Below are 23,489 nucleotides of genomic sequence, written 5' to 3'. Positions count from 1 at the left end.
AGATGGCAAAGCGAACTGATATTAAAAGTATCCTAATCATTGGTGCCGGACCGATTATTATTGGTCAAGCCTGCGAATTTGATTATTCTGGCGCTCAAGCTTGCAAAGCGTTACGTGAAGAAGGCTATCGCGTCATTTTGGTTAATTCCAATCCGGCCACAATTATGACCGATCCAGAAATGGCAGATGCAACCTATATTGAACCAATACACTGGACCACTGTACGCAAAATTATTGAAAAAGAAAAACCCGATGCAATTTTACCTACCATGGGAGGGCAAACCGCTCTTAACTGTGCGTTAGAGTTAGAAAAGCATGGCGTACTAAAAGAGTTCAAGGTTGAAATGATCGGTGCGACAGCTGATGCTATTGATAAGGCCGAAGACCGTAGACGCTTTGATCTGGCGATGAAAAAAATTGGGCTTGAAACGGCTCGTAGTGGTATAGCTCACAATTTAAAAGAAGCAAATGAGGTTCTCGATAAAGTCGGATTTCCTTGCATTATAAGACCATCATTCACTATGGGCGGAACCGGTGGAGGAATCGCTTACAACCGCGAAGAGTTTGAAGATATCTGCTTACGAGGTTTAGATCTGTCGCCAACAAATGAACTCTTAATTGATGAGTCATTAATTGGCTGGAAAGAGTACGAAATGGAAGTTATTCGCGATAAAAATGATAATTGTATTATTGTGTGCGCGATTGAGAATGTTGACCCAATGGGGATCCATACGGGCGATTCAATTACCGTTGCCCCAGCTCAAACGCTAACTGACAAAGAGTATCAAATAATGCGTAATGCATCATTAGCGGTATTACGTGAAATAGGAGTCGAAACTGGGGGTTCTAACGTTCAATTTTCAGTTGATCCAGCAACAGGGCGTTTAATTGTTATTGAAATGAATCCTCGCGTATCAAGATCATCCGCACTCGCATCGAAAGCAACCGGTTTCCCGATAGCTAAAATTGCCGCAAAATTAGCTGTTGGTTATACTCTTGATGAGCTGGCGAACGACATTACAGGAGGAAAAACACCTGCGTCATTTGAACCATCAATTGACTATGTCGTTACTAAAATTCCTCGCTTTAATTTTGAAAAATTTGCGGGTTGTAATGATCGCTTAACCACTCAGATGAAATCAGTGGGGGAAGTGATGGCTATCGGTCGAACATTTCAAGAATCACTACAAAAAGCATTGAGAGGACTAGAAGTTGGCGCTACCGGTTTTGATGCAAAAGTCGATAATTATATTGATAACAGCCAAATAACTAAAATTCGCAGAGAACTACAAGAAGCGGGCGCCGAAAGAATTTGGTATATTGGTGATGCTTTTAGAGCTGGTTTTGCATTAGATGAGGTATTTGAACTCACGCATATTGACCGTTGGTTCCTAGTGCAAATACAGCAAATTATTAAACTAGAACAAACTATCAGCCAAACATCTCTTAATCAGCTTGATTATGACATGTTAAGATTGCTTAAACGTAAAGGTTTTTCCGATGCGAGATTAGCTAAATTATTACATGTTAAAGAACAGGATATCCGCCAGAAAAGACATCAATACAACCTTTATCCTGTTTATAAGCGAGTTGATACCTGTGCAGCTGAATTTGCGACGAATACAACTTACCTATATTCGACTTATGAAGACGAATGTGAAGCTCAGCCACAATTTGAGCGCAAAAAAATAATCATCCTTGGCGGTGGGCCAAACCGTATTGGACAAGGTATTGAATTCGATTATTGCTGTGTACACGCTGCGTTTGCTTTACATGAAGATGGCTATGAAACAATCATGATCAATTGCAATCCCGAAACGGTATCAACTGATTATGACACATCTGATCGTCTCTACTTCGAACCAATAACATTGGAGGATGTGCTTGAAATCGTTCATATAGAAAAACCAACAGGTGTCATTGTGCAATATGGTGGGCAAACACCATTAAAACTGGCCAGAGCGTTAGAAGCCGCTGGAGTGCCAATAATTGGGACATCACCAGACTCGATTGACAAAGCAGAAGATCGTAGGCGTTTTCAAGAAATCGTTGAGGCACTAAAACTTAAACAACCGGTAAATGGAACTGTCTCTGATTTAGAACAAGCAATCATTCAAGCAGAAAAAATTGGTTACCCATTAGTCGTTCGTCCATCTTATGTTCTTGGCGGGAGAGCAATGGAAATAGTTTATGACGAAAGTGACCTAAAACGTTATTTTAAAACCGCTGTAAGTGAGTCAAATGATGCCCCGGTCTTGTTAGACCACTTCCTCGATGATGCTGTTGAAGTCGACATTGACGTGATCAGCGATGGTAATAATGTTGTCATCGGCGGGATTATGGAACATATTGAACAAGCAGGCGTTCATTCTGGTGATTCAGCTTGTTCACTACCTACATACACATTAAGCGTTGTAATATTAGCCGAACTGCGCCGACAAGCTAGACAATTAGCACTAGCGCTTAATGTCAAAGGTTTAATGAATGCACAGTTCGCAATAAAAAATAATGAAATTTATTTGATTGAAGTTAATCCTAGGGCAGCAAGAACCGTCCCTTTTGTTTCAAAAGCGACCGGCTTATCGCTAGCTAAAATTGCAGCTCGAGTCATGGTTGGTCAATCCTTGTTGCAGCAAAATGTAACAGAAGAGATAATTCCCCCCTACTATTCAGTAAAAGAAGTCGTATTACCATTTAATAAGTTTAGTGGTGTAGATCCAATTTTAGGTCCAGAGATGCGCTCAACAGGCGAAGTCATGGGAATAGGCAAAACGTTTGCCGAGGCCTTTGCTAAGGCACAATTAGGTAGCCTATCAAATATGAAAAAAAGTGGTAAAGCATTACTTTCAGTGCGCGATCAAGATAAAAAAAGAGTCATTGAAATAGCAAAAAGATTAATAGAATGTGGTTTTATAATTGATGCGACCAATGGCACTGCCTCTTTACTCAAAAATCAAGGTATTGATTGTCGGGAAGTAAAAAAAGAAACAGAAGGACGACCAAATATCCACGACTATATTAAGAATGGTGAGTATAGCTATATTCTAAATACGACATCAGGAAGAGCCGCTATTGAAGCATCTAAAACATTACGACGGAGTGCTATTCAATACAAAGTCCATTATGACACGACAATAAATGCAGCTTATGCAACAACTGCAGCATTAAATTACAATCCAGCCGATAATGTCATTGCTTTACAAAAATTATATTAGCGAGTTGGTATTATAATATTGATATTCAAACTTAACGCTATGAGACTAACGTATAAAAACTGACCTAAAAAAGCATAGGGACATCTAATAACGTTTATTTATATTTTATTAAATTATTACTGAAGTCCCATAATAATAAACTTTCTTTTTTTATCGAAAACAGATAGTTTTTTACATAATACCCAACTATAATAATCAAGTATTAGCCACCTAAAATGATGCTAACATGATAAAGAATCTACTAAGTTATGAAACTCTTCCAATTTGGGATAAACAAACATTACCAAAACTCTTCAAAGAAAAGCGTAATACACAAACAGGGGTTTTTAGCCGGTTTGAAATTCTAAAAGGTGATATGGATTTCGCGATGCTCGATGAACGAGGCAACACGATTAGCATGCATTATTTTTCAACTGATAATCAACCTCCTTTGATAGTACCTCAACAATGGCATAAAATAGTCAGTGTTTCTGATGATATAAAATGCCAACTTAGTTTTTACTGTTCTAAAGAAGACTACGGCAACAAAAAATATGATTTAATGCCTCCAAATACTGAATTAGTCGATACTTGTAAAATAATTTACCAAGGAAAGGCACTCGATTTAGGTTGCGGCTCTGGCCGTAATGCCCTATATCTCAATTTATGTGGTTTTGATGTGACTGCTGTAGATAAAATGGACCTTAATGTTACGAAAGTTAATAATATAATCAAACAAGATGAACTAACAAGAATTCAGGCTCATGTCTATGATATTAATCAATCAACCTTACAAGGTGAGTATGATTTCATCGTTTCAACGTCCGTAATGATGTTTCTACAGCCTGAAAAAATTTCAGCTATTATCCAAAATATGCAATCCATAACAAAAATCCAAGGGTATAACCTAATCGTCTGCGCCATGTCTACGGAAGATTGTCCATGCCCCGTACCGGTACCATTTTCATTTGCTTTTAGGGAACAAGAATTAAAAAACTACTACCATAATTGGGATATTATAAAATATAACGAAAATATGGGAGAAATTCATAAAATGGGAATAAACTGTAATAAAATGAAGCTACGCTTTGCAACTTTATTAGCCAAAAAAAGATAATTAAATTAATTTGTGCTTAAATAAAGAGGCACTAAATAGTTACCTTTCCATTTTAATGATCTTCTTTCGCATGATTTAGACTATATCTTGGTATCTCAACCTCTAGATCTTGATCGGTAACTCGTGCTTGGCAGCTTAAACGACTTTGTGGCTCAACTCCCCATGCTTTATCCAACATGTCGTCTTCTTGTTCATCACTCTCTTCTAGTGAATTGAATCCTTTTCGTACGATGCAATGGCATGTAGAACACGCACAGGACATTTCACAAGCATGCTCTATTTCAATATCATTACGTAAAGCAACTTCTAAGATTGATTCACCTTCTTTTGCCTCAACAGTCTTGCCCTCTGGACAAAGTGTTTCATTTGGTAAAAATGTAATTTTTGGCATAATTTTCTCTTCTAAATCAATTAAATTTCATCAATATTATGACCAGTCAATGCTTGGCGTATTGAACGATCCATTCGAAGCGCGGCAAAATTCTGAGTAGCATTATCTAAACGTTTAATTTGCTTCTCAATACTATAGCTATCTTGCCCTTGAGCAACAATTTCAAGCTGACGCTTTTCATTTAAAATATTATGAAGCTCATTAGATAAAAGTAAATCTGCGTCTTTTTCAAGCGCAACACGCAAATTTTCAATGATCCTATTTGCCTCAACTTTTTGTTCTAACAATCGTCGAGCCAATTTATCATATTCAGCATTGTTTAATGAATCTTGAATCATATTAGCAATTTCATTATCGGTTAATCCATACGACGGTTTTACTTGTATTGAAGCTTGAATGTTTGTTGATTTTTCCATTGCAGTAACACTAAGTAACCCGTCAGCATCAACTTGAAATGTGACTCTAATATGAGCTCCTCCAGCGGGCATTGGTGGGATTCCTCGTAGCGTAAAACGAGCCAATGAGCGACAATCCGCTACAGTTTCTCGCTCACCTTGTAGCACATGGATAGCCATTGCTGTTTGACCATCTTTGAATGTCGTAAATTCCTGAGCCCTCGCGCATGGGATAGTGCTATTACGAGGAATTATTTTCTCGACTAATTCACCCATCGTTTCAATGCCAAGTGATAACGGAATCACATCAAGTAATAACATGTCTGAATCAGGTTTATTACCGACTAAAATATCAGCCTGAATCGCAGCGCCAATCGCTACCACTTTATCAGGATCAATGGAGGTTAATGGTCGATGTCCAAAAAATTGCTCTACTCTCGCACGAACATTCGGCACGCGAGTGGAACCGCCTACCATGACAATATCGACCACTTCATCTAGCTCAACATGAGCATCTTTCAATGCTCGACGACATGCAAGAAGCGTTCGTTTAACCAACGGTTCAATCAATTGATTAAATTGGCATCGAGTTATCTCCCCTTGCCAGTCTTTGAATTGCACGGCTACGTGTTTCTTGTCAGATAGTTCTATTTTTATTTTTATAGCTAGATCTAAAAGTTGCCGATGCAAATAAGGATCAGCGGTAAAGCTTACATCAGCTTGCTTCGCTATCCATTTTGCGAGTAAATTATCAAAATCATCACCGCCTAATGCTGAATCACCACCAGTAGCAAGGACTTCAAACACACCGCGGCTAAGACGCAAGATAGATACATCAAATGTGCCGCCACCCAAGTCATAAACGACAATAATCCCTTCTTGTCCAGAGTCTAGACCATAAGCAATTGCTGCGGCAGTGGGTTCGTTAAGTAACCGCAAAACGTGTAAACCAGCCAAGCTTGCCGCATCTTTTGTTGCTTGACGTTGTGCATCATCGAAGTAAGCGGGTACAGTAATAACCACACCGTCTAATTCACCACCGAGTGAATCTTTAGCGCGTATTGCTAACGTATTTAAGATATCGCTAGAAACTTGGACTGGGTTAACGCTTCTATTCGGCAAATTTAAAATGGGGACACCATTTTCTGTTGCTGAAAATAAATAAGGAAATTGGGAGGCGTCAATATCAGGTAAGCGTCTTCCCATTAAACGTTTTATCGAGCTAACTGTATTTCTAGGATCTAATGACGCATTGTCTTTTGCTGACTTTCCAACGGTTGCTACAACATTACCACTGTCATCATACTTGTAATTCACTACGGAAGGAAGTAGATGCTCACCATCAACGTCAGGCAGGGTTTCAGCCTTACCACTACGAACGGCAGCAACTAGCGAGTTAGTTGTCCCCAAATCGATCCCAACAGCTAATCGATGCTGGTGAGGCTCGGGGGTTTGTCCTGGCTCACTAATTTGTAATAACATCATTAAATTGTCTCTTAGGCGTAGCTGATTTATAGTTTACTATTATAAATCAAATTGCTTTTCTTGCAGTAACTCTATTTGTTCAATCAATCTAGCTAAGTAACGTAATCGATAGATTATCGTTTTGCTTGTTTGCCAGTCAGATTGTTCCATTGCTCGTAATAAAGTGCCATAAGTGTCTTTATTGCGTTGAATAATTTCATCATAAAATTTATCTAACGCAGACCAGTCATGCCTATTCTCAATCTCATCAAGCATTTCACGTAGTTCAAATTGTTCAACAAGAAAATCAGAATCTCTAATAGTATCATGCTCAGCATCGACATCAATATTTTCAAGGCTAACTCTATACTCAGCTGCTTTTAGTGGATCTTTTAAGGTCTTATAAGCAAAGTTAATTGTCGCTGATTTCTGTAATATTAAGGCTTTTTCATGATCGGGGACCAAGGCAAAATTGTCTGGATGAAACTGCCGTTGTAACTGTTGATATTGTGTATTTAATTTAACCATATCAATTGGCAACGTTAATGGTAGCTGGAATAACACAAAATAGTTACTATTGTTAAACATTATCAATATACCTCATTTATAACTGAAGCGACAAAATTAGTTAAACGTTAAAGCTTTCGCCACATCCACATTCATTTTGAACATTTGGATTTTTAAACTTAAACCCTTCGTTTAAGCCCTCTTTGACAAAATCCAGCTCAGTGCCATCAATATAAACAAGACTTTTTTTATCTACAATAATTTTGACATTTTTATCTTCAAATACATTATCATCATCATTGATGCCATCAGCAAACTCAAGTACATAAGCCATTCCTGAACAACCTGAGGTTTTTACACCTAATCTTAAACCAACCCCTTTACCCCGGTTAGCTAAAAATGATTGAACACGGTCTGCTGCGCTTTGTGTTAATGTAATAGACATGCTTAATCCTTATCTTTATCTATTATTAAGACGATACTTATTTACTTTTCTTACTTTTGTAATCATCAATCGCCGCTTTAATCGCATCTTCTGCCAAAATTGAGCAATGGATTTTTACTGGCGGCAGAGCAAGTTCCTCAGCAATATCGGTATTTTTAATCGCACCAGCTTCATCAAGTGATTTACCCTTTATCCATTCAGTAACTAAAGAACTTGATGCAATAGCGCTACCGCAGCCGTAGGTTTTAAATTTTGCATCTTCAATAATACCACTTTCATTGACTTTGATTTGTAAACGCATAACGTCACCACATGCCGGAGCACCAACCATGCCACTGCCAACATTTGGATCATTTTTATCAAATGCTCCCACATTACGAGGGTTTTCGTAATGATCGACTACTTTGTTGCTATAAGCCATAATATTTTCCTCGTTAGTTGTGATTAATGCGCTGACCATTTAATTTGAGAGAGATCAACCCCGTCTTTAAACATTTCCCACAACGGAGATAACTCACGCAAACGCCCAATTGAATCATGTAGAAGCTTAATAACATAATCAATCTCTTCTTCTGTCGTAAACCTGCCGATTGAAAAACGAATAGAACTATGTGCAAGCTCATCATTTAATCCTAATGCTCTTAATACATAAGACGGTTCAAGACTTGCTGATGTACAAGCTGAGCCGGATGAAACTGCCAAATCTTTTAATGCCATCATTAATGATTCACCTTCAACATAGGCAAAGCTGACATTAAGGATGTTTTGTACACCATGCTCTAATGAACCATTTATATAGACTTCTTCAATATCTTTTAGACCATCCCAAAGCCGTTGTTTTAGCTTTTTTAAACGAGCCATTTCAGTAACTTGTTCTGCTTTTGCAATACGGTATGCTTCACCCATTCCGACGATCTGATGCACGGGCAATGTACCTGAACGCATTCCTCGCTCATGACCACCGCCATGCATTTGCGCCTCAATTCGAATACGAGGTTTACGCCTTACATATAAACCGCCAATCCCTTTTGGTCCATAAATTTTATGTCCAGAAAATGACATCAGATCGACTTTTAGCGTTGCTAAATCAATTGCTAACTTGCCGACACTTTGTGTTGCATCGACGTGAAACACAATACCTCTGTGCCGACATATTTCGCCAATTTTTTCAATATCTTGGATTACACCTGTCTCATTATTCACATGCATAATAGAGACTAAAATAGTATCACTGCGCATCGCTTGTTCTAATTTCGCTAAGTCAATAATACCGTCCGATTCTGGCGCTAAGTAAGTGACTTCGAATCCTTCTCGCTCAAGCTGACGACAGGTATCGAGCACAGCTTTATGCTCGGTTTTACAGGTGATAATATGCTTACCTTTTGCTTGGTAAAAATGCGCTGCGCCTTTGATGGCAAGATTATCAGCTTCAGTTGCGCCTGATGTAAAAACAATTTCTCTTGCATCGGCACCAATTAAGTCCGCAATTTGGTTACGTGCAATGTCTACCGCCTCTTCAGCTTGCCAACCAAATCGATGAGATCGTGATGCTGGATTACCAAAAATCCCATCAGGAGTTAAAAATTGCATCATTTTTTCTGCGACTCGTGGATCTACTGGTGTAGTTGCCGCATAATCCATATAAATTGGAAGTTTCATCTTTTGCTCCAATAATAAATATTCTATTTTTTAGTTAAGATGATTTACACGTATAATATTACTTTGCCTATCAGCAACCGCTTGAACATCTTTATTTTTGACTAGTTCACTTAACGTAATATTGTTCAAAAAGCTATCGATACGTTCACTTAAATCATTCCATAAGGTATGAGTTAGACATTTTACTCCACCTTGACAGCCTTCGTCACCATGACATTTTGTTGCCGCGACCGTTTCATCAACCGCCTTAACTATTGCACTAATGGCTATTTCATTCAGCCCACGCCCAAGGACATATCCGCCACCAGGGCCTCTAACGCTCGTGACTAGACCATTTTTCCTCAAGCGGGCAAATAGCTGCTCCAAATAAGAAAGAGATATTTCTTGTCGTTCGGATATTTCAGCAAGTGACACAGGTCCCTGACTTGAATGAAGTGCAACATCAAGCATCGCTGTTACTGCATATCGCCCTTTTGATGTTAATTTCATAATTATATTCCTCTCGTGTATGGAGAATATTGTATATATCCTTTATTTTTAGTCAAGTATTTAGTTGAGTATTTTAGTAGGATATAGCGATAGGTAAAAACTATAAGAAAAGCTCGGCGCAATTATTGCGCCGAATAATTATCGTCGAGATTTAACTATTTGATAGCGTCTTAACAAATACTCAGCAGGAACGCTCCAGATATGGACTAATCGTGTGAATGGAAAAATTAAAAAAATTGTCATGCCAAGAATGATATGAATTTTATAAATAGCGGGAACGCTGGCAAGATTATGGCTGGCACCAAGCTGAAAAGTTACAATATCTTGACACCATTTCGATAACGATAACATAACACTACCGTCTAAATGGTGACTTGAGACAATAATGGTTCCAAGCCCTAAAATAACTTGCACAACCAAAATAACAATAACAACAATATCACCGGAAGTTGATGTCGCTCTAATGCGAGGATTACATAAACGACGTAGCATAAGAGTGCCACCGCCAATCAACACCATCACCCCAAAAATCCCCCCAGCCACCATTGCTAAAATTTGTTTATGATGGGCTGAAATAACACTTTCATATACCCAATGCGGAGTAAGCAGTCCAACTATGTGACCAAAAAAAATGCCAATAATTCCAATATGAAATAGATTTGAAGCCCATCGCATATTTTTTTTACTTAATATTTGGCTCGACTTTGCTTGCCACGTATATTGGCCGTAGTCGTAGCGTAAAAGGCTACCCAAAATAAAAATAGCCATAACAATATATGGGTAAAAGTCAAAAAAGAATGAATGAATAAAACTCATACTCAACCTCGTTGCGCTTCGCCTACTGTGATATAGTAGGTTGAATTATTTACATGTTTAGTTCCATTGCTAATCGAGCCTTGAAATAATACTTGGGTCTCTTCCCATGATTTATCTAAAGCTCCAACAGAATCATCAAACTCTTCATTAGCCACTCGTTGTACTAATTCACAATCATCATTTTTATCTTGAGATAATTGGTAAAGTATATCGAACAATATTTGATAGTTGCTTCCCCTCTTTTCTAGTCTTAACCCCAATAGTCGAATAATTAATGCAATATTTTCTAACCACTTTTGGCAGGCTGATTTAGGAAGTACTGAAAGATACTCAAGAAATAATGGCAAATAATCGGGTAATTGATTAGCTGAGAGTTCAAGGCCTTGCTCTGAATATTTATCAATCAAATCAACCATTGCCTGACCTCGATCTCGCGATTCGCCATGGACGTGCTCAAATAATAATAATGAAGTCATATTACCAACTTCAAATGTATGATAATAATTTGCTTGAGCGTCAAGTAATGGCATAGCAAAATAATCTGCCATAAATCCCACTAGTTGAGCTTTTTGCGATGCAGTTAATTCGTCTAAAGAATTGACTATATCGATTAACTCGTCACCTGCCTGCCATAATTCATCAGAAGGATAATCAAGTAAACAAGAGAGTAACTTACAACACTTCATTATAATCCTCCTTTATTACCCGAAATATCTACCGCATCAATTCGCTGCGCATTAAACAAACTAAATGGATTGTCACTTCCTTTACCGCCCTCGCCAAAAGTAAAGCCACACACACCTTGTTCAATAAATGCAGATCTGGATAACTCTGATTTTAGTTCTGAATGATGAGTTGGTATAACAAAGCGATCCTCATAATTTGCAATCGCTAAATAACGATACATTTCTTGAATTTGATGCTCAGTTAAATCGACTTCTTTTAGTAACGCATCATGTTTGATATTATCGACTTCTTCACCACGCTTATAAACACGCATTGCTATCATTCGTCTTAATGCGCGCAAAATTGGTTTTTCATCACCAGCAGTAAGTAAATTAGCGAGATACTGCACCGGTATTCGTAATTGCTCCACATCTAATAACATGCCTTGCTTATCATGCTCTTGATCACCAAGCACCGACTGAATAGGAGATAATGGAGGGACATACCAAACCATGGGTAAAGTTCTATATTCTGGGTGCAATGGTAATGCCAGTTGCCAATCGATCGCTAGCTTATATACAGGTGATTGTTGCGCTGAATCAATAACGCTTTGTTCTACTCCATCAGCCAGTGCTTGTTTAATTACCTCAGGATCACTTGGATCAAGAAATATTGATAATTGCTTTTGGTACAAATCTTCAGTATCTGCAACTGATGCGACTTCACGAATTTTATCTGCATCATATAAAATAACACCAAGATAGCGAATACGGCCGACGCAGGTTTCTGAACAAATTGTCGGCTGCCCTGACTCAATGCGAGGATAACAAAAAATACATTTCTCTGATTTACCGCTTTTCCAATTAAAATAGATTTTTTTGTATGGACAACCTGAGACACACATTCGCCAGCCACGGCATTTATCTTGATCAATCAGGACAATACCATCTTCTTCACGTTTATAGATAGCACCGCTAGGGCAAGATGCAACACAGGCAGGATTTAAACAGTGCTCACACAAACGAGGTAAATAAGCTAAGAAAGAGTTCTCAAATTGACCATAAATTTGCTTCTCAAGATTGGCAAAATTATAGTCCTCACTGCGTTTGGAGAACTCGCCACCCAGATCATCTTCCCAGTTTGGTCCCGTAATTATTTTATTAATCTTTAAACCAGTAATTTGCGAATAGGCTTTAGCTATCGGTTGAGATTTAGATTCAGGCGCCTTTTGTAAATATTCATAATTATAATCAAAAGGCTCATAGTAATCATCTATTTGCGGCAGATTGGGATTAGCAAATATCCCCGAAAGTAGCCCTACTTTATTGCCAGCTTTGAGTGTTAAATGGCCTTTTTTATTTAATTCCCAGCCACCTTCCCAGCGTTGTTGGTTTTCCCAATCAACAGGGAAACCAATTCCAGGCTTACTCTCTACATTATTAAACCATGCATATTCAACGCCAGGCCTATTTGTCCAGACATTTTTGCAAGTTACAGAACAAGTATGGCAACCAATACATTTATCCAGATTTAATACCATGCCTATTTGTGCTCGTATTTTCATGATTTTACCTCTTCGTCTAACCAATCTATGTTTGCCATCTTCCTCACCACCACAAATTCATCTCGATTAGAACCAACCGTTCCATAATAATTAAACCCATAAGCCTGATGTGCATACCCACCAATCATATGTGTTGGCTTAGGATAAACACGGGTGACTGAGTTATGAATCCCTCCTCTTTGCCCAGTAATTTCAGAGCCTGGAATATTAATTAATCGTTCTTGAGCATGATACATAGCAATCATCCCGGCAGGGATCCTTTGGCTAACAATAGTTTTTGCAATTAATGCACCATTAGTATTAAATGCTTCAACCCAATCGTTATCTTCAATATTTAAAGCCTGAGCATCAATTTCACTCAACCAAACAACAGGGCCTCCTCGCGATAACGTCAACATTCTTAAGTTATCGCTATAAGTGGAGTGAATCCCCCACTTCTGGTGAGGTGTAATGAAGTTTAACGCTTTTTCTGGGTTACCATTTGGCTTTTGGTTTAATAGTGGTTTAACTGATTTCGTTTCCACTGGTGGACGGTACACTAATAAGCTTTCACCAAAATCTCTCATCCACTCATGATCTTGATAGAGTTGCTGCCGCCCAGATAATGTGCGCCAAGGGATAAACTCATGCACATTCGTATAACCCGCATTATAAGATACATGCTCATCCTCAAGGCCTGACCAGGTTGGGCTGGAGATTATTTTGCGTGGTTGAGCTTGAATATCCCTGAAGCGAATTTTCTCATCTTCTTTGTTTAATGCTAAATGACGATGATCTAGGCCAGTAATTTGGCTTAATGCCGCCCACGCTTTAACCGCGACTTGACCATTGGTTTCAGGGGCAAGAGACAAGATCATTTCAGCCGCATCAATAGCGCTATCAATCTTAGCTTGACCGTTTTGTTGCTTACCATTGAGTTGTTTAAGAAAATTCACTTCTATTTCTGTATTCCAGCTAATTCCTTTCCCACCATTGCCTAATTTTTCAAGCAATGGCCCGATAGAAGCAAAGCGTGCATATGTTTGTGGATAATTACGCTCAACTTTTATAATATGCGGTGCCGTTTTACCTGGTATTAATTCGCATTCACCCTTTTTCCAATCTTTAACGCAGTAAGGCTGAGCAAGTTCTGCTGCTGAATCATGCTGAATTGGTAGCGTAACGATATCAACTTCATTACCTAAATGGCCGATACAGAGCTGTGAAAACGTTTTAGCCAAATCTTTATAAATATCCCAATCACTTTTAGCTTCCCAAGCGGGATCCACTGCGGCAGACAATGGATGAATAAATGGGTGCATATCAGAAGTATTCATATCATCTTTTTCATACCAGGTAGCGGTAGGCAATACGATATCAGAAAATAAGCAAGTACTAGACATACGAAAATCAAGTGTTACAACTAAGTCTAACTTTCCTGTTGTCGCATCATCTTGCCACTCTAACTCTTGCGGTTTATTAAGCCCTTGCGCTCCAAGGTCAGCATTTTGTATACCGTTTTCCGTTCCAAGTAGGTAATGTAATAAATATTCATGTCCTTTACCCGATGATCCTAATAAATTAGAACGCCAAATAAACATTTGTCGAGGATAATTATTTTCATTATCAGGAGCTTCTGACGCAAATTTAATCGAGCCATTTTTTAGCGATTCAGTCGTGTAAGCGATAGGATCTAGACCTTGCTCTTGAGCTAACTTAGCGATAGTTAGAGGGTTAGTATTTAATTGCGGCGCAGATGGGAGCCAGCCTAGACGTTCTGACTTAATATTAAAATCAATTAGACTGTCACTATACTTAGTTTTATCTGCTAATGGTGATAATAAACTACGTGCCGATATCGACTCATGCCGCCATTGGCTTGAGTGATTGTAAAAAAAAGAGGTACTATTCATATGGCGTGGAGGTCTCTGCCAATCCAAAGCAAAGGCTAATGGTAGCCACCCCGTCTGTGGCCGTAATTTTTCTTGACCAACGTAGTGAGCCCAACCACCACCAGATTGACCAACGCAGCCACACATAACCAGCATATTAATTAATCCACGGTAATTCATATCCATGTGGTACCAGTGATTTAATCCTGCACCCACAATGATCATTGAACGCCCATGTGTTTTATTTGCATTTTCAGCAAATTCTCTCGCAATTCTAATGATTTGAGCTTGCTTAATACCCGTTATTTTTTCCGCCCAAGCAGGAGTATAAGCTTTAATCTCATTATAGTTAGATGCAGCACTTTCATCATTTAGTCCACGTTCAATACCATAATTCGCCATCATTAAGTCATAAACGGTGGTAACAAAAGTTGTCTCACCATTTGCTAATATAATTTTTTTAACCGGCAATTTATGATATAACACATCATCAAGAGCGACATGTTTAAAGTGCTCTTGTTCTTGGCTTGCAAAGTAAGGAAAGCCCACTTCAACCACTGCATCTTGTCTGCCGAGTAAGCTAAGTTGTAATTTGACCTCTTTTTGCGCGAATCCTTCTTTAGCCTCTAAATTCCATTTACCTTTTTCTCCCCATCGAAACCCAGCCGAGCCTTGAGGGGCAACTAAATTATTGGTCAATTCATCAATAGCGATTGTTTTCCATTCTGGATTATTACTTTGCCCTAATTTATCAACTAAATCATCAGCACGTAATAAACGGCCTGCAACATATTTCTCATCGTCTCGTTTATCCAATACGACAAGCATCGGCAGATCACTATAACGCCGAACATAGTTGGAAAAATATTCAGTTTCTTTTAGATGATAAAATTCCTTTAAAATGACATGCCCCATTGCTAATGCAAGAGCGCTATCCGTTCCTTGTTGGGGACTCAACCACTCATCGCTAAACTTTGAGACTTCCGCATAATCTGGTGTAATCGCAACCGTTTTAGTCCCTTTGTATCGTACTTCACTAAAAAAATGAGCATCGGGAGTCCTAGTTTGCGGAATATTTGATCCCCATGCAATGATGTAAGACGAGTTGTACCAATCAGCGGATTCAGGAACATCAGTTTGCTCCCCCCATGTCATCGGTGACGCTGGAGGTAAATCACAATACCAATCATAAAATGACAAACACGCGCCACCAATAAGCGATAGATAGCGAGAACCTGCAGCATATGAAACCATTGACATAGCAGGAATGGGAGAGAATCCTGCAATCCGGTCAGGGCCAAATTTTTTAATGGTATAAATATTTGAGGCCGCAATTAGTTCATTAACTTCCTGCCAGTTGGTTCGTACAAAACCACCTCGACCCCGTTTTTGCTTATAGGATTGAGCTTGCGCTTTATCATTAATTATCGCCCCCCATGCATCTACGGGATCTGAATATTTTTCTTTCGCTTCTCGCCATAACTTTAATAATTGTTTGCGAATTAACGGATATTTAACCCGGTTAGCGCTATACAAATACCAAGAATAGCTAGCTCCCCGAGGACAACCTCGTGGTTCATGGTTGGGTAAATCAGGTCTCGTTCTCGGATAGTCAGTTTGCTGAGTTTCCCAGGTAACCAAGCCATTTTTTACGTAAATTTTCCAACTGCAAGAACCGGTACAATTCACGCCATGTGTTGAACGAACAACTTTATCATGCTGCCAACGTTGCCGATATGCGTCTTCCCAATCTCGATTAGTGGATAGAGTCTCGCCATGTCCATCTGCAAAAGTGCCTTTGCGTTGTTTAAAATAATTTAAATGATCAATAAACTTGCTCATATTTTTGCTCCTACAAAATAGACTTTTACTACGGCTTATAATTAATTTTTGTAATAACCGCACAAGCGACATAAAACACTAAAAAAATAATTAAGGCATAGCTTACTGAATGAAATAGTACGAGTGATAAGCTGAATACTTGAGGGATTACAAATCCACCGATTGCCCCAATTGCCGAAATAAATCCCAATGCTGCAGCAGTTTCAGTTGCCGCCGTTTTGGTCGCTTGATCCTTATCTTCACCATTATTGGTCGCACGATTGAAAATATGTTGGCGAAATACAATTGCAATCATTTGATATGTCGAGCCACTACCAAATCCTGCAGTAAAAAATAGCAGTAAAAATGTCGCGTAAAAACCGATAAAAGAGCCATGTTCACTAAAAATCCCCGGTAATGTCGTAAAAATTAAAATTACAAAAATAATCATCGAGAGATAATTAATAAAAGTCATTCTAATTCCATTAAATTTATCCGACATCGCCCCGCCTAATGGTCGACCGATTGCGCCAATTAGAGGGCCAAAAAAAGCAAACATAGCAATATCTACTTCTGGAAATTGAGTTTTGCTTAACATTGCAAAGCCAGCCGAAAAACCGATAAAAGAACCAAATGTTGCTAAATAGAGGAGGCTTAACATCCACATTGTTTTATCTTTTAGTACTACCGATTGATCTTTAAATGATGCTCTTGCCGTAGCGAGATCATTCATCCCCCATAATGCAGCTACAGAACAGATAATTAAGAATGGTACCCAAATTAGAGCAGCATTTTGCAACCATAATTGCCCTCCATTTGGCAATATCGCAGGCCCACCAACACAAAGAGGAACGAAAATAATCAGTGAAGCAATTAGTTGAATAACACTAACACCTAGGTTACCTAACCCGCCATTTAAACCTAATGCCGCTCCCTGATGTGATTTAGGGAAAAAAAAGCTAATATTCGCCATGCTTGACGCAAAATTTGCACCACCTAGCCCGCAAAGTAAAGCAATCACAACAAAGATGGCATATGGCGTTGTCGTATCTTGTATTACATAGCCTAACCATAAACAAGGCAAGATGAGAATAATAGTACTAAAAGCGGTCCATCTTCTCCCACCAAAAATAGGAATAATAAATGAATAAGGGACACGAAATAACGCACCAGAAACAGAAGGAATTGCAGTCAGTAAAAAAAGCTGGTTAGTTGAAAAATTAAACCCAATAGAATTTAAATGAATGGCGACGATGCTAAACAGCATCCAAACGCAAAATCCCAATAATAAGCATGGTATTGAAATCCATAAATTTCGCGTCGCTATTCTTTTACCTGTATTTAACCAAAATTGACTATCATCAGGCTGCCATTGTTCAATGACTTTAGATGTTTTACTCATAGCTGGCTCCAAAAGAACGATATAGTTGTATAAATTAATGTACAAATAACCTTACAAAAATTATGGATAGTATAAAGAGCCAGCTATAAAAAGTAACTTCCCTAAAAGGATTACTTACAAAGTAGTAGATAAGAAAAAGTTTAAAACTAAAGAAAACGCCATTACTTTAAAAAGGTAATGGCATTATAGATTAAGCAATTTAAAAAAATGATTTTACCGCGTTAATAATATCATCGGCAGTTAGTTGATACTCTTGCTTTAAGAAATCCAGCGTGCCGACTTGACCATAACGATCTTTGACACCGATAAAACGCATAGGTACAGGGTATTCTTCAACCAAAACTTCTGCCACAGCAGATCCCAATCCGTTATGAATATTATGGTTTTCGCACGTCACTATTTTGCCGGTTAATTTTGCATACTTAACAATTGTTCCCCGATCAATAGGTTTGAGTGTAAACATATCTATCACTGACGCATCAATACCTTGCGCGGCTAGCCTATCGGCGGCGACCATGGCCTCTGCAACCATAATTCCGTTAGCAATCAATGTGATATCTTTACCTTCTCGTAAAATCTTCGCTTTACCGATCGAAAAATGTTCATCGCTTTGGTATATTTTTACCGCATTCTTGCGCATGGTTCTAACCCAATAAAATCCCTTTAACTCAACTAATTGCTCCAAAATAGCTCTAAACATGGTGGCATCAGTCACTTCCAACACTGTTGCATGTGCCAGTCCTCGAACAATACCCATATCTTCAAATGACATATGCGTTCCACCATTATGTCCCGCCGTGATTCCGGCGTCTGAAGCAATAACTTTTACGTTATTTTTTTGATAATCAATTGACATAAATAGTTGATCGAAACATCGACGACTCGCAAAGGCGGTAAACGTGTGAAAAAAAGGAATTTTCCCCGCAATCGATAGACCCGCTGCGAGACCTATAATATTGGCTTCCATAATCCCACAGTTAATAACCCGATTTGGGTGATTTTCATGCACACTGTCCATAGACATTGAGCTCATTAAATCAGCTTCTAATCCTATGATTTTGTCATCTTTTGCAATAAACTCATTCATAAATGTAGAGTATACTTTGCGCATTTCTATTGGGTCATTTTCAACAATAAACATTATTTGCCCTCCAGCAGGGTAATCGCTTTTTCCAACTCAATTTTAGCCTCAGGCGTCAAGCGAAGATGGTGATTACTTTGCATATTTTCTAAGTACGCAACGCCCTGCCCTTTTATGCTATCAAGCACTACGACTAAAGGTCTTTCATCATGTTTACGAACCGTTTTAACTGCATTATAAATTGCTTTGGTATCATCACCTTTAACCGTTATAGCATCGAAACCAAATGCTTTAAACTTGTCATTCAGATTGAATGGCATAATGATTTCATCTAATGTTCCATCTAATTGTTTTTTATTATAATCGACAAAAACAACTAAATTATTCAAATTATGGTGAGCAATAAATTGAAATGCTTCCCAGCATTGCCCTTCATTTAACTCACCATCGCCAACAACACAAAAGACGCGATTATCTCTATTTGATAATTTATGCGCTAGCGCGATCCCAGAAGCGATTGAAATGCCTTGTCCTAATGATCCTGTTGTAGCATCAACACCTTTAGTTCTCAATCTATCTGGATGACTTGGCAACTTTGTACCATTTTGGTTTAACGTCATTAAATCCTCTTTAGGGAAAAAACCTTTCAGAGCGAGAGTACTATAAAGAGCAGGCCCAGCATGCCCTTTTGACATCACAAAATAATCTCGCTCTACCCATTGAGGATCGTGCGAATTATATTTCATAACTCCACCATACAAGACAGCTAATGTCTCTACGACAGACATAGAGCCACCATAATGACCAAATCCAAGGTGATTAAGCTGCTTTAAAGTCGCGATACGGATTTGCCTAGCTAGTTCATCTATTTTGGCTATTATCTCACTCATTTATCATCCTCCTTATTAGCTAGATTTTTAGGCTTAACTGCATAGTTATAAATAACTAATAACGCGAAAATCCCAACCATGATCGCCATAATGATCTCTTTATTAAAAAATCGCGCCATATTACCGAGAATAATGCCGACACCACAAAAATCGGTATCAGAGAAAGTCGTATTGGTAAAACCTAGCGAACCTAGCACAGGCAGTAATAAGACAGGTAGAAAAGTAATTAATAACCCATTGGCAAATGCACCAAACATCGCTCCTCGACGCCCCCCCATCGCATTACCAAAAACACCCGCCGTCGCGCCGCAGAAAAAGTGAGGAACAACGCCAGGGAGAATAAGCACTGAATTTAATTTGCCTAAAACAAATAAACCAACCAAACCACCGACAAAGCTAAATAGAAAACCAACGAGTACGGCATTGGGGGCATAAGGAAAAACAACAGGACAATCAAGTGCCGGCTTTGCATTAGGCACTAATTTTTCAGAAAAACCGGTAAAAGCAGGAACAATTTCGGATAAAATTAAACGCACACCTTGAAGAATAATAAATACGCCCGCAGCAAAAGTAATAGCTTGAATAATTGCATAAACTAGATAATTATTGCCGCTACTTAAATAGTTTTCGACATAATTAGGGCCGGCAAAGATAGCGAGAATTAAATAAATGATCATCATGGTTAGTGAGATTGAGATTGAGCTATCGCGCAGAAAACTTAAATTTTTAGGCAAGTTCATTTGTTCCGTCGAAGGTGAATTTTTACCTACTAGTCCACCAATCCATCCAGAAAGAACATAACCTAACGTACCAAAATGACCAAATGCCACATCGTCTGAACCTATAATTTTACGCATTTGCGGTTGGGCGATGGCAGGGAAAAGAGCCATAACCAAACCAAGCGTTAAAGCGCCTGTAAATATAAGCTGCCAACCACTAAATCCTGCAACAGTTAAAATAATACCAATCATACACGCCATATAAAAGGTATGATGACCGGTCAGAAAAATATATTTTAAACGAGTAAACCTTGCAAATACGATATTAGCCACCATGCCAAATGCCATGATTAATGCCGTTGCGGTTCCATATTCGTTCAATGCCATAGAAACAATAGCTTCATTATTAGGGATAATACCTTGCAGTTGGAAAGCTTCTTCAAACATATCACCTAATGGTGTGATAGAACTAACCACTACGCCGGCACCTCCGCCCAAAACTAAAAATCCAAGAATCGTTTTTATTGTTCCTTTAATCGTATCAGCTAATGGTTTTCTTTGAGCAATTAGCCCCACCATGGCAATAAGACCGACTAGCACTGCGGGTACTTTCAAAATATCGACAATAAATTTAATTATCTCTTGAAGCATAGCGATCTCCTAGAACCGACAAAGTTAATGATTATCAAAATAGGCAACGAGCTTGGTTTCAAGATCGCTGATATCAATAATATTATTTAATACAATTAATTTATCTTCTGGAATACCTGAACTCGCAGCGAGATCTTTGGTCATAATAAATAGGTCGGCCGCATCCGGGGTTGCGGATGCTAAATCGGCGTGACTTACATCAGCCTCTTTATTTATTTTTTTAAGTACCTTTTTGATATTAAGCTCAACCATAAAGCTGCTACCTAAACCCGATCCACACACCGCCATAATTTTCATATTACTTACCCTTAAAGTTGTTGCAAATTAATGAGTTGATATATGCCAAAGCATATTAAATAGTTAGGTTAATATTAGTACTTATTAATGATAGATAAGATTTGTTCAATACTATCGGCTTGAAAAATTGCTTGCATATCGCCTGATGCAGAAAATAGTTCAGCCAGCTCCGTTAACATTTGCAAATGACTATTATTATCAGGAGCTGCAAGTACAGTTATAAGATAAACGGGATCATTATCTTCAGAATGAAAACTCACTCCATTTTTAACTAATAGCATCGATAAACCGAGTTTATTCACGCCTTCTTCTGGTCTGGCATGTGGCATTGCAATACCTGGCGCTAAAACATAATAAGGGCCTATTTTTTCATGCATTTGGTAAATAGCTTGGATATAATTAGGTGAGATAATATCGCTTTCAAGTAAAGGGATTGCGCTAAGACGGACGGCCTGTTTCCAATTATCGACAGAATCAACGATATTAATTGTTTGATGAGTCAACCACGATGATAACATTACCCCTCCATTTATTGTTGAGTATCAACTGGAAAATAGCATATTTATCAAGTATCTAAATAAAAGAAAATAAATTATATGATGGCATTATCAAAAATTGATTTAATTTTATTAAAAATGTGACTTAGTTAACAAAAAAATAATTATCCTCATTAATTTAAAGAATATAAATAAATATTTATAATGCAATAAGAGATAATTATCAAAACGAGCACTTATGATTTTTTCTTAGTAGAGCTACGTGACACCATTATAAAAAAATCAGCGATTATTTTATAATGAAAACCTGAATACTTTAACGTGCGACTAACGAGTATTCTCTATTGCATAGCAAAAAATAGGATTATTGAATCAAGCTATATAAAATAAAGTTAAAAGATATTCATTGCTATGGCATTATACTCGATTATCATTAGCTAATTTTAATAGTGTTTGGCTCTCTTTAATAAACCGCTGAGCATATTCGCCAAACCACCAGGTGACTTGCTGAAACTCATCAATAAACCCTGCTTTATCGCCTTGTTCTAACAAACGAATCATTTGTCCAAAACATTCATAGTAACGTTTAATTAATTCAATATTATCAGTTGATGACATTATAATGTCCGCATAAAGCTGAGCATCTTGAGCAAATAAGCGCCCAACCATCATCAGCTCTAGACGATAAATAGGCGATGAAAGTGCAACTAACTGTTCTAGATTAGCGTGCTCTTTTTGTAAATTTACTCCATAAGTAAATGAGGTAAAGTGGCGGAGAGCTTGAATAAATGACATACATTTATCATGCTCGCTCGCTGCGATAGGGAATAAATTAGCTCCCCATATTTTCATTTGCTCAATTAGCCATTGGTATTTTTCACTTTCACGCCCATCACAATATACAATAATTTGCTTAGCTAAATTAGGCACATCAGGACCAAACATAGGATGTAAGCCAACAACAGGACCATTATGCTGATTTAACATCGCTTGTAGAGGCTGCTGCTTAATTGAGGTAAAATCAGTGAGAATACACTCTTTAGGTAAAGGGGGAAGCTGTCGGATAAGATCGACGGTCTTATTGATGGGAACGGTCACAATAACTGCCGCAGCATTAGCAATAACGTCAGCTGCTTGATGCATTGTTTTTGAACCTAGCGTTTTAACATCATAACCGGATAGTAGAAATAGCCGACTAAACAACCGTCCCATCTGACCATTTCCACCAATGATAACAATAGAACCTTGCCCTGTATAAATTTTTTTGAAGCCTTTAGCATTTTCACTATTATAAGATTCACGCATTAAACGGCGTAAGATATCTTCAATCAGATTAGGCGAAACCCCAGCAAGTTCAGCATCATGCCTTCGTTTTGCTAGCATGTCACTCTCTCGCTTAGGATCATAAATCGGAATACCGTATTGGCTCTTAACTTCACCAACTTGAGTAACTAACGCTAAACGTGTCGTTATTAGTGATAAAATAGATTTATCGACTTCATCAATCTTATCACGCAATACGTCTAATTCCATTGTCATACCGCTCCTCAACA

The 23,489-nt window shown here is 38.2% G+C and carries 20 protein-coding genes; 2 read left to right on the top strand and 18 right to left on the bottom strand.

Annotated elements, in window-relative coordinates; all coding sequences use genetic code 11:
* Nucleotides 1–2: 2 nt before the first annotated feature.
* Together carB and tehB are read left to right on the top strand one after the other, a co-directional pair.
* Complete coding sequence (gene carB, locus RHO12_10715) at nt 3–3,215, top strand: carbamoyl-phosphate synthase large subunit (GenBank protein WVD65825.1); 3,213 nt, start codon at nt 3–5, stop codon at nt 3,213–3,215.
* A gap of 226 nt (nt 3,216–3,441) precedes the next feature.
* Complete coding sequence (gene tehB / locus RHO12_10710; GenBank protein WVD65824.1) at nt 3,442–4,311, top strand: SAM-dependent methyltransferase TehB; 870 nt, start codon at nt 3,442–3,444, stop codon at nt 4,309–4,311.
* Nucleotides 4,312–4,363: 52 nt separating this feature from the next.
* On the opposite strand, the gene fdx is transcribed toward tehB, so the two are convergent.
* The 18 genes from fdx to tyrA form a co-directional block, all read right to left on the bottom strand.
* Nucleotides 4,364–4,702, bottom strand: coding sequence for an ISC system 2Fe-2S type ferredoxin (gene fdx / locus RHO12_10705; GenBank protein ID WVD65823.1), 339 nt, complete (start codon nt 4,700–4,702; stop codon nt 4,364–4,366).
* 20 nt (nt 4,703–4,722) lie between these two features.
* Nucleotides 4,723–6,582 (bottom strand): Fe-S protein assembly chaperone HscA, encoded by a 1,860-nt coding sequence (hscA, locus tag RHO12_10700; GenBank protein ID WVD65822.1) that lies wholly within the window; start codon nt 6,580–6,582, stop codon nt 4,723–4,725.
* Between the two features lie 39 nt (nt 6,583–6,621).
* Nucleotides 6,622–7,149 (bottom strand): Fe-S protein assembly co-chaperone HscB, encoded by a 528-nt coding sequence (gene hscB, locus RHO12_10695; GenBank protein WVD65821.1) that lies wholly within the window; start codon nt 7,147–7,149, stop codon nt 6,622–6,624.
* A 40-nt stretch (nt 7,150–7,189) separates the two neighbouring features.
* The gene (gene iscA / locus RHO12_10690; protein WVD65820.1) at nt 7,190–7,513 is read right to left on the bottom strand and encodes an iron-sulfur cluster assembly protein IscA; all 324 of its coding nucleotides are present in this window, start codon (nt 7,511–7,513) and stop codon (nt 7,190–7,192) included.
* 37 nt (nt 7,514–7,550) lie between these two features.
* Nucleotides 7,551–7,934: a Fe-S cluster assembly scaffold IscU gene (iscU, locus tag RHO12_10685; GenBank protein WVD65819.1), complete on the bottom strand. Its 384-nt coding sequence runs from the start codon at nt 7,932–7,934 to the stop codon at nt 7,551–7,553.
* Nucleotides 7,935–7,957: 23 nt separating this feature from the next.
* The gene (locus tag RHO12_10680; protein ID WVD65818.1) at nt 7,958–9,172 is read right to left on the bottom strand and encodes an IscS subfamily cysteine desulfurase; all 1,215 of its coding nucleotides are present in this window, start codon (nt 9,170–9,172) and stop codon (nt 7,958–7,960) included.
* A gap of 30 nt (nt 9,173–9,202) precedes the next feature.
* Nucleotides 9,203–9,661, bottom strand: a complete 459-nt coding sequence (gene iscR / locus RHO12_10675) for a Fe-S cluster assembly transcriptional regulator IscR (GenBank protein WVD65817.1) — start codon at nt 9,659–9,661, stop codon at nt 9,203–9,205.
* 138 nt (nt 9,662–9,799) lie between these two features.
* Complete coding sequence (gene narI, locus RHO12_10670) at nt 9,800–10,477, bottom strand: respiratory nitrate reductase subunit gamma (GenBank protein ID WVD65816.1); 678 nt, start codon at nt 10,475–10,477, stop codon at nt 9,800–9,802.
* A 2-nt stretch (nt 10,478–10,479) separates the two neighbouring features.
* The gene (gene narJ, locus RHO12_10665; protein ID WVD65815.1) at nt 10,480–11,163 is read right to left on the bottom strand and encodes a nitrate reductase molybdenum cofactor assembly chaperone; all 684 of its coding nucleotides are present in this window, start codon (nt 11,161–11,163) and stop codon (nt 10,480–10,482) included.
* On the bottom strand, nt 11,163–12,707 hold the full coding sequence (gene narH / locus RHO12_10660; GenBank protein ID WVD65814.1) for a nitrate reductase subunit beta: 1,545 nt from the start codon (nt 12,705–12,707) through the stop codon (nt 11,163–11,165). The genes narJ and narH overlap by 1 nt, the downstream gene beginning before the upstream one ends.
* Nucleotides 12,704–16,420 (bottom strand): nitrate reductase subunit alpha, encoded by a 3,717-nt coding sequence (locus RHO12_10655; GenBank protein WVD65813.1) that lies wholly within the window; start codon nt 16,418–16,420, stop codon nt 12,704–12,706. The genes narH and RHO12_10655 overlap by 4 nt, the downstream gene beginning before the upstream one ends.
* 28 nt (nt 16,421–16,448) lie before the next feature.
* Nucleotides 16,449–17,801: a NarK family nitrate/nitrite MFS transporter gene (locus tag RHO12_10650; GenBank protein WVD65812.1), complete on the bottom strand. Its 1,353-nt coding sequence runs from the start codon at nt 17,799–17,801 to the stop codon at nt 16,449–16,451.
* A gap of 199 nt (nt 17,802–18,000) precedes the next feature.
* The gene (locus RHO12_10645; GenBank protein WVD65811.1) at nt 18,001–18,942 is read right to left on the bottom strand and encodes a transketolase family protein; all 942 of its coding nucleotides are present in this window, start codon (nt 18,940–18,942) and stop codon (nt 18,001–18,003) included.
* Nucleotides 18,942–19,772, bottom strand: a complete 831-nt coding sequence (locus RHO12_10640; GenBank protein WVD65810.1) for a transketolase — start codon at nt 19,770–19,772, stop codon at nt 18,942–18,944. Before RHO12_10640 ends, RHO12_10645 begins: the two co-directional genes overlap by 1 nt.
* On the bottom strand, nt 19,769–21,142 hold the full coding sequence (locus RHO12_10635; GenBank protein ID WVD65809.1) for a PTS ascorbate transporter subunit IIC: 1,374 nt from the start codon (nt 21,140–21,142) through the stop codon (nt 19,769–19,771). Before RHO12_10635 ends, RHO12_10640 begins: the two co-directional genes overlap by 4 nt.
* A 24-nt stretch (nt 21,143–21,166) precedes the next feature.
* A complete protein-coding gene (locus tag RHO12_10630) occupies nt 21,167–21,439 on the bottom strand; it encodes a PTS sugar transporter subunit IIB (GenBank protein ID WVD65808.1) in 273 nt (90 codons plus the stop codon).
* 74 nt (nt 21,440–21,513) lie between these two features.
* A complete protein-coding gene (locus RHO12_10625) occupies nt 21,514–21,957 on the bottom strand; it encodes a PTS sugar transporter subunit IIA (protein WVD65807.1) in 444 nt (147 codons plus the stop codon).
* Between the two features lie 396 nt (nt 21,958–22,353).
* Complete coding sequence (tyrA, locus tag RHO12_10620) at nt 22,354–23,475, bottom strand: bifunctional chorismate mutase/prephenate dehydrogenase (GenBank protein ID WVD65806.1); 1,122 nt, start codon at nt 23,473–23,475, stop codon at nt 22,354–22,356.
* Nucleotides 23,476–23,489: the final 14 nt, after the last annotated feature.

The sequence above is a fragment of the Orbaceae bacterium lpD02 genome, assembly GCA_036251875.1.
GTDB classification, from domain to species: Bacteria; Pseudomonadota; Gammaproteobacteria; order Enterobacterales; family Orbaceae; genus Orbus; species Orbus sturtevantii.
The sequence above is the reverse complement of the archived record's forward strand: the minus strand, read 5'-3'. Positions and strand labels throughout refer to the sequence as shown.

Excerpts from the sequence above, each read along its gene's own strand:
- fdx (WVD65823.1), bottom strand. The coding sequence starts at position 4,702 with ATGCCAAAAATTACATTTTTACCAAATGAAACACTTTGTCCAGAGGGC.
- narI (WVD65816.1), bottom strand. The coding sequence starts at position 10,477 with ATGAGTTTTATTCATTCATTCTTTTTTGACTTTTACCCATATATTGTT.
- tehB (WVD65824.1), top strand. The coding sequence starts at position 3,442 with ATGATAAAGAATCTACTAAGTTATGAAACTCTTCCAATTTGGGATAAA.
- hscA (WVD65822.1), bottom strand. The coding sequence starts at position 6,582 with ATGATGTTATTACAAATTAGTGAGCCAGGACAAACCCCCGAGCCTCAC.
- narJ (WVD65815.1), bottom strand. The coding sequence starts at position 11,163 with ATGAAGTGTTGTAAGTTACTCTCTTGTTTACTTGATTATCCTTCTGAT.
- RHO12_10650 (WVD65812.1), bottom strand. The coding sequence starts at position 17,801 with ATGAGTAAAACATCTAAAGTCATTGAACAATGGCAGCCTGATGATAGT.
- RHO12_10625 (WVD65807.1), bottom strand. The coding sequence starts at position 21,957 with ATGTTATCATCGTGGTTGACTCATCAAACAATTAATATCGTTGATTCT.
- RHO12_10645 (WVD65811.1), bottom strand. The coding sequence starts at position 18,942 with ATGTTTATTGTTGAAAATGACCCAATAGAAATGCGCAAAGTATACTCT.
- iscR (WVD65817.1), bottom strand. The coding sequence starts at position 9,661 with ATGAAATTAACATCAAAAGGGCGATATGCAGTAACAGCGATGCTTGAT.
- RHO12_10655 (WVD65813.1), bottom strand. The coding sequence starts at position 16,420 with ATGAGCAAGTTTATTGATCATTTAAATTATTTTAAACAACGCAAAGGC.
- carB (WVD65825.1), top strand. The coding sequence starts at position 3 with ATGGCAAAGCGAACTGATATTAAAAGTATCCTAATCATTGGTGCCGGA.
- narH (WVD65814.1), bottom strand. The coding sequence starts at position 12,707 with ATGAAAATACGAGCACAAATAGGCATGGTATTAAATCTGGATAAATGT.
- iscU (WVD65819.1), bottom strand. The coding sequence starts at position 7,934 with ATGGCTTATAGCAACAAAGTAGTCGATCATTACGAAAACCCTCGTAAT.
- hscB (WVD65821.1), bottom strand. The coding sequence starts at position 7,149 with ATGTTTAACAATAGTAACTATTTTGTGTTATTCCAGCTACCATTAACG.
- iscA (WVD65820.1), bottom strand. The coding sequence starts at position 7,513 with ATGTCTATTACATTAACACAAAGCGCAGCAGACCGTGTTCAATCATTT.
- RHO12_10640 (WVD65810.1), bottom strand. The coding sequence starts at position 19,772 with ATGAGTGAGATAATAGCCAAAATAGATGAACTAGCTAGGCAAATCCGT.
- RHO12_10630 (WVD65808.1), bottom strand. The coding sequence starts at position 21,439 with ATGAAAATTATGGCGGTGTGTGGATCGGGTTTAGGTAGCAGCTTTATG.
- RHO12_10635 (WVD65809.1), bottom strand. The coding sequence starts at position 21,142 with ATGCTTCAAGAGATAATTAAATTTATTGTCGATATTTTGAAAGTACCC.
- tyrA (WVD65806.1), bottom strand. The coding sequence starts at position 23,475 with ATGACAATGGAATTAGACGTATTGCGTGATAAGATTGATGAAGTCGAT.
- RHO12_10680 (WVD65818.1), bottom strand. The coding sequence starts at position 9,172 with ATGAAACTTCCAATTTATATGGATTATGCGGCAACTACACCAGTAGAT.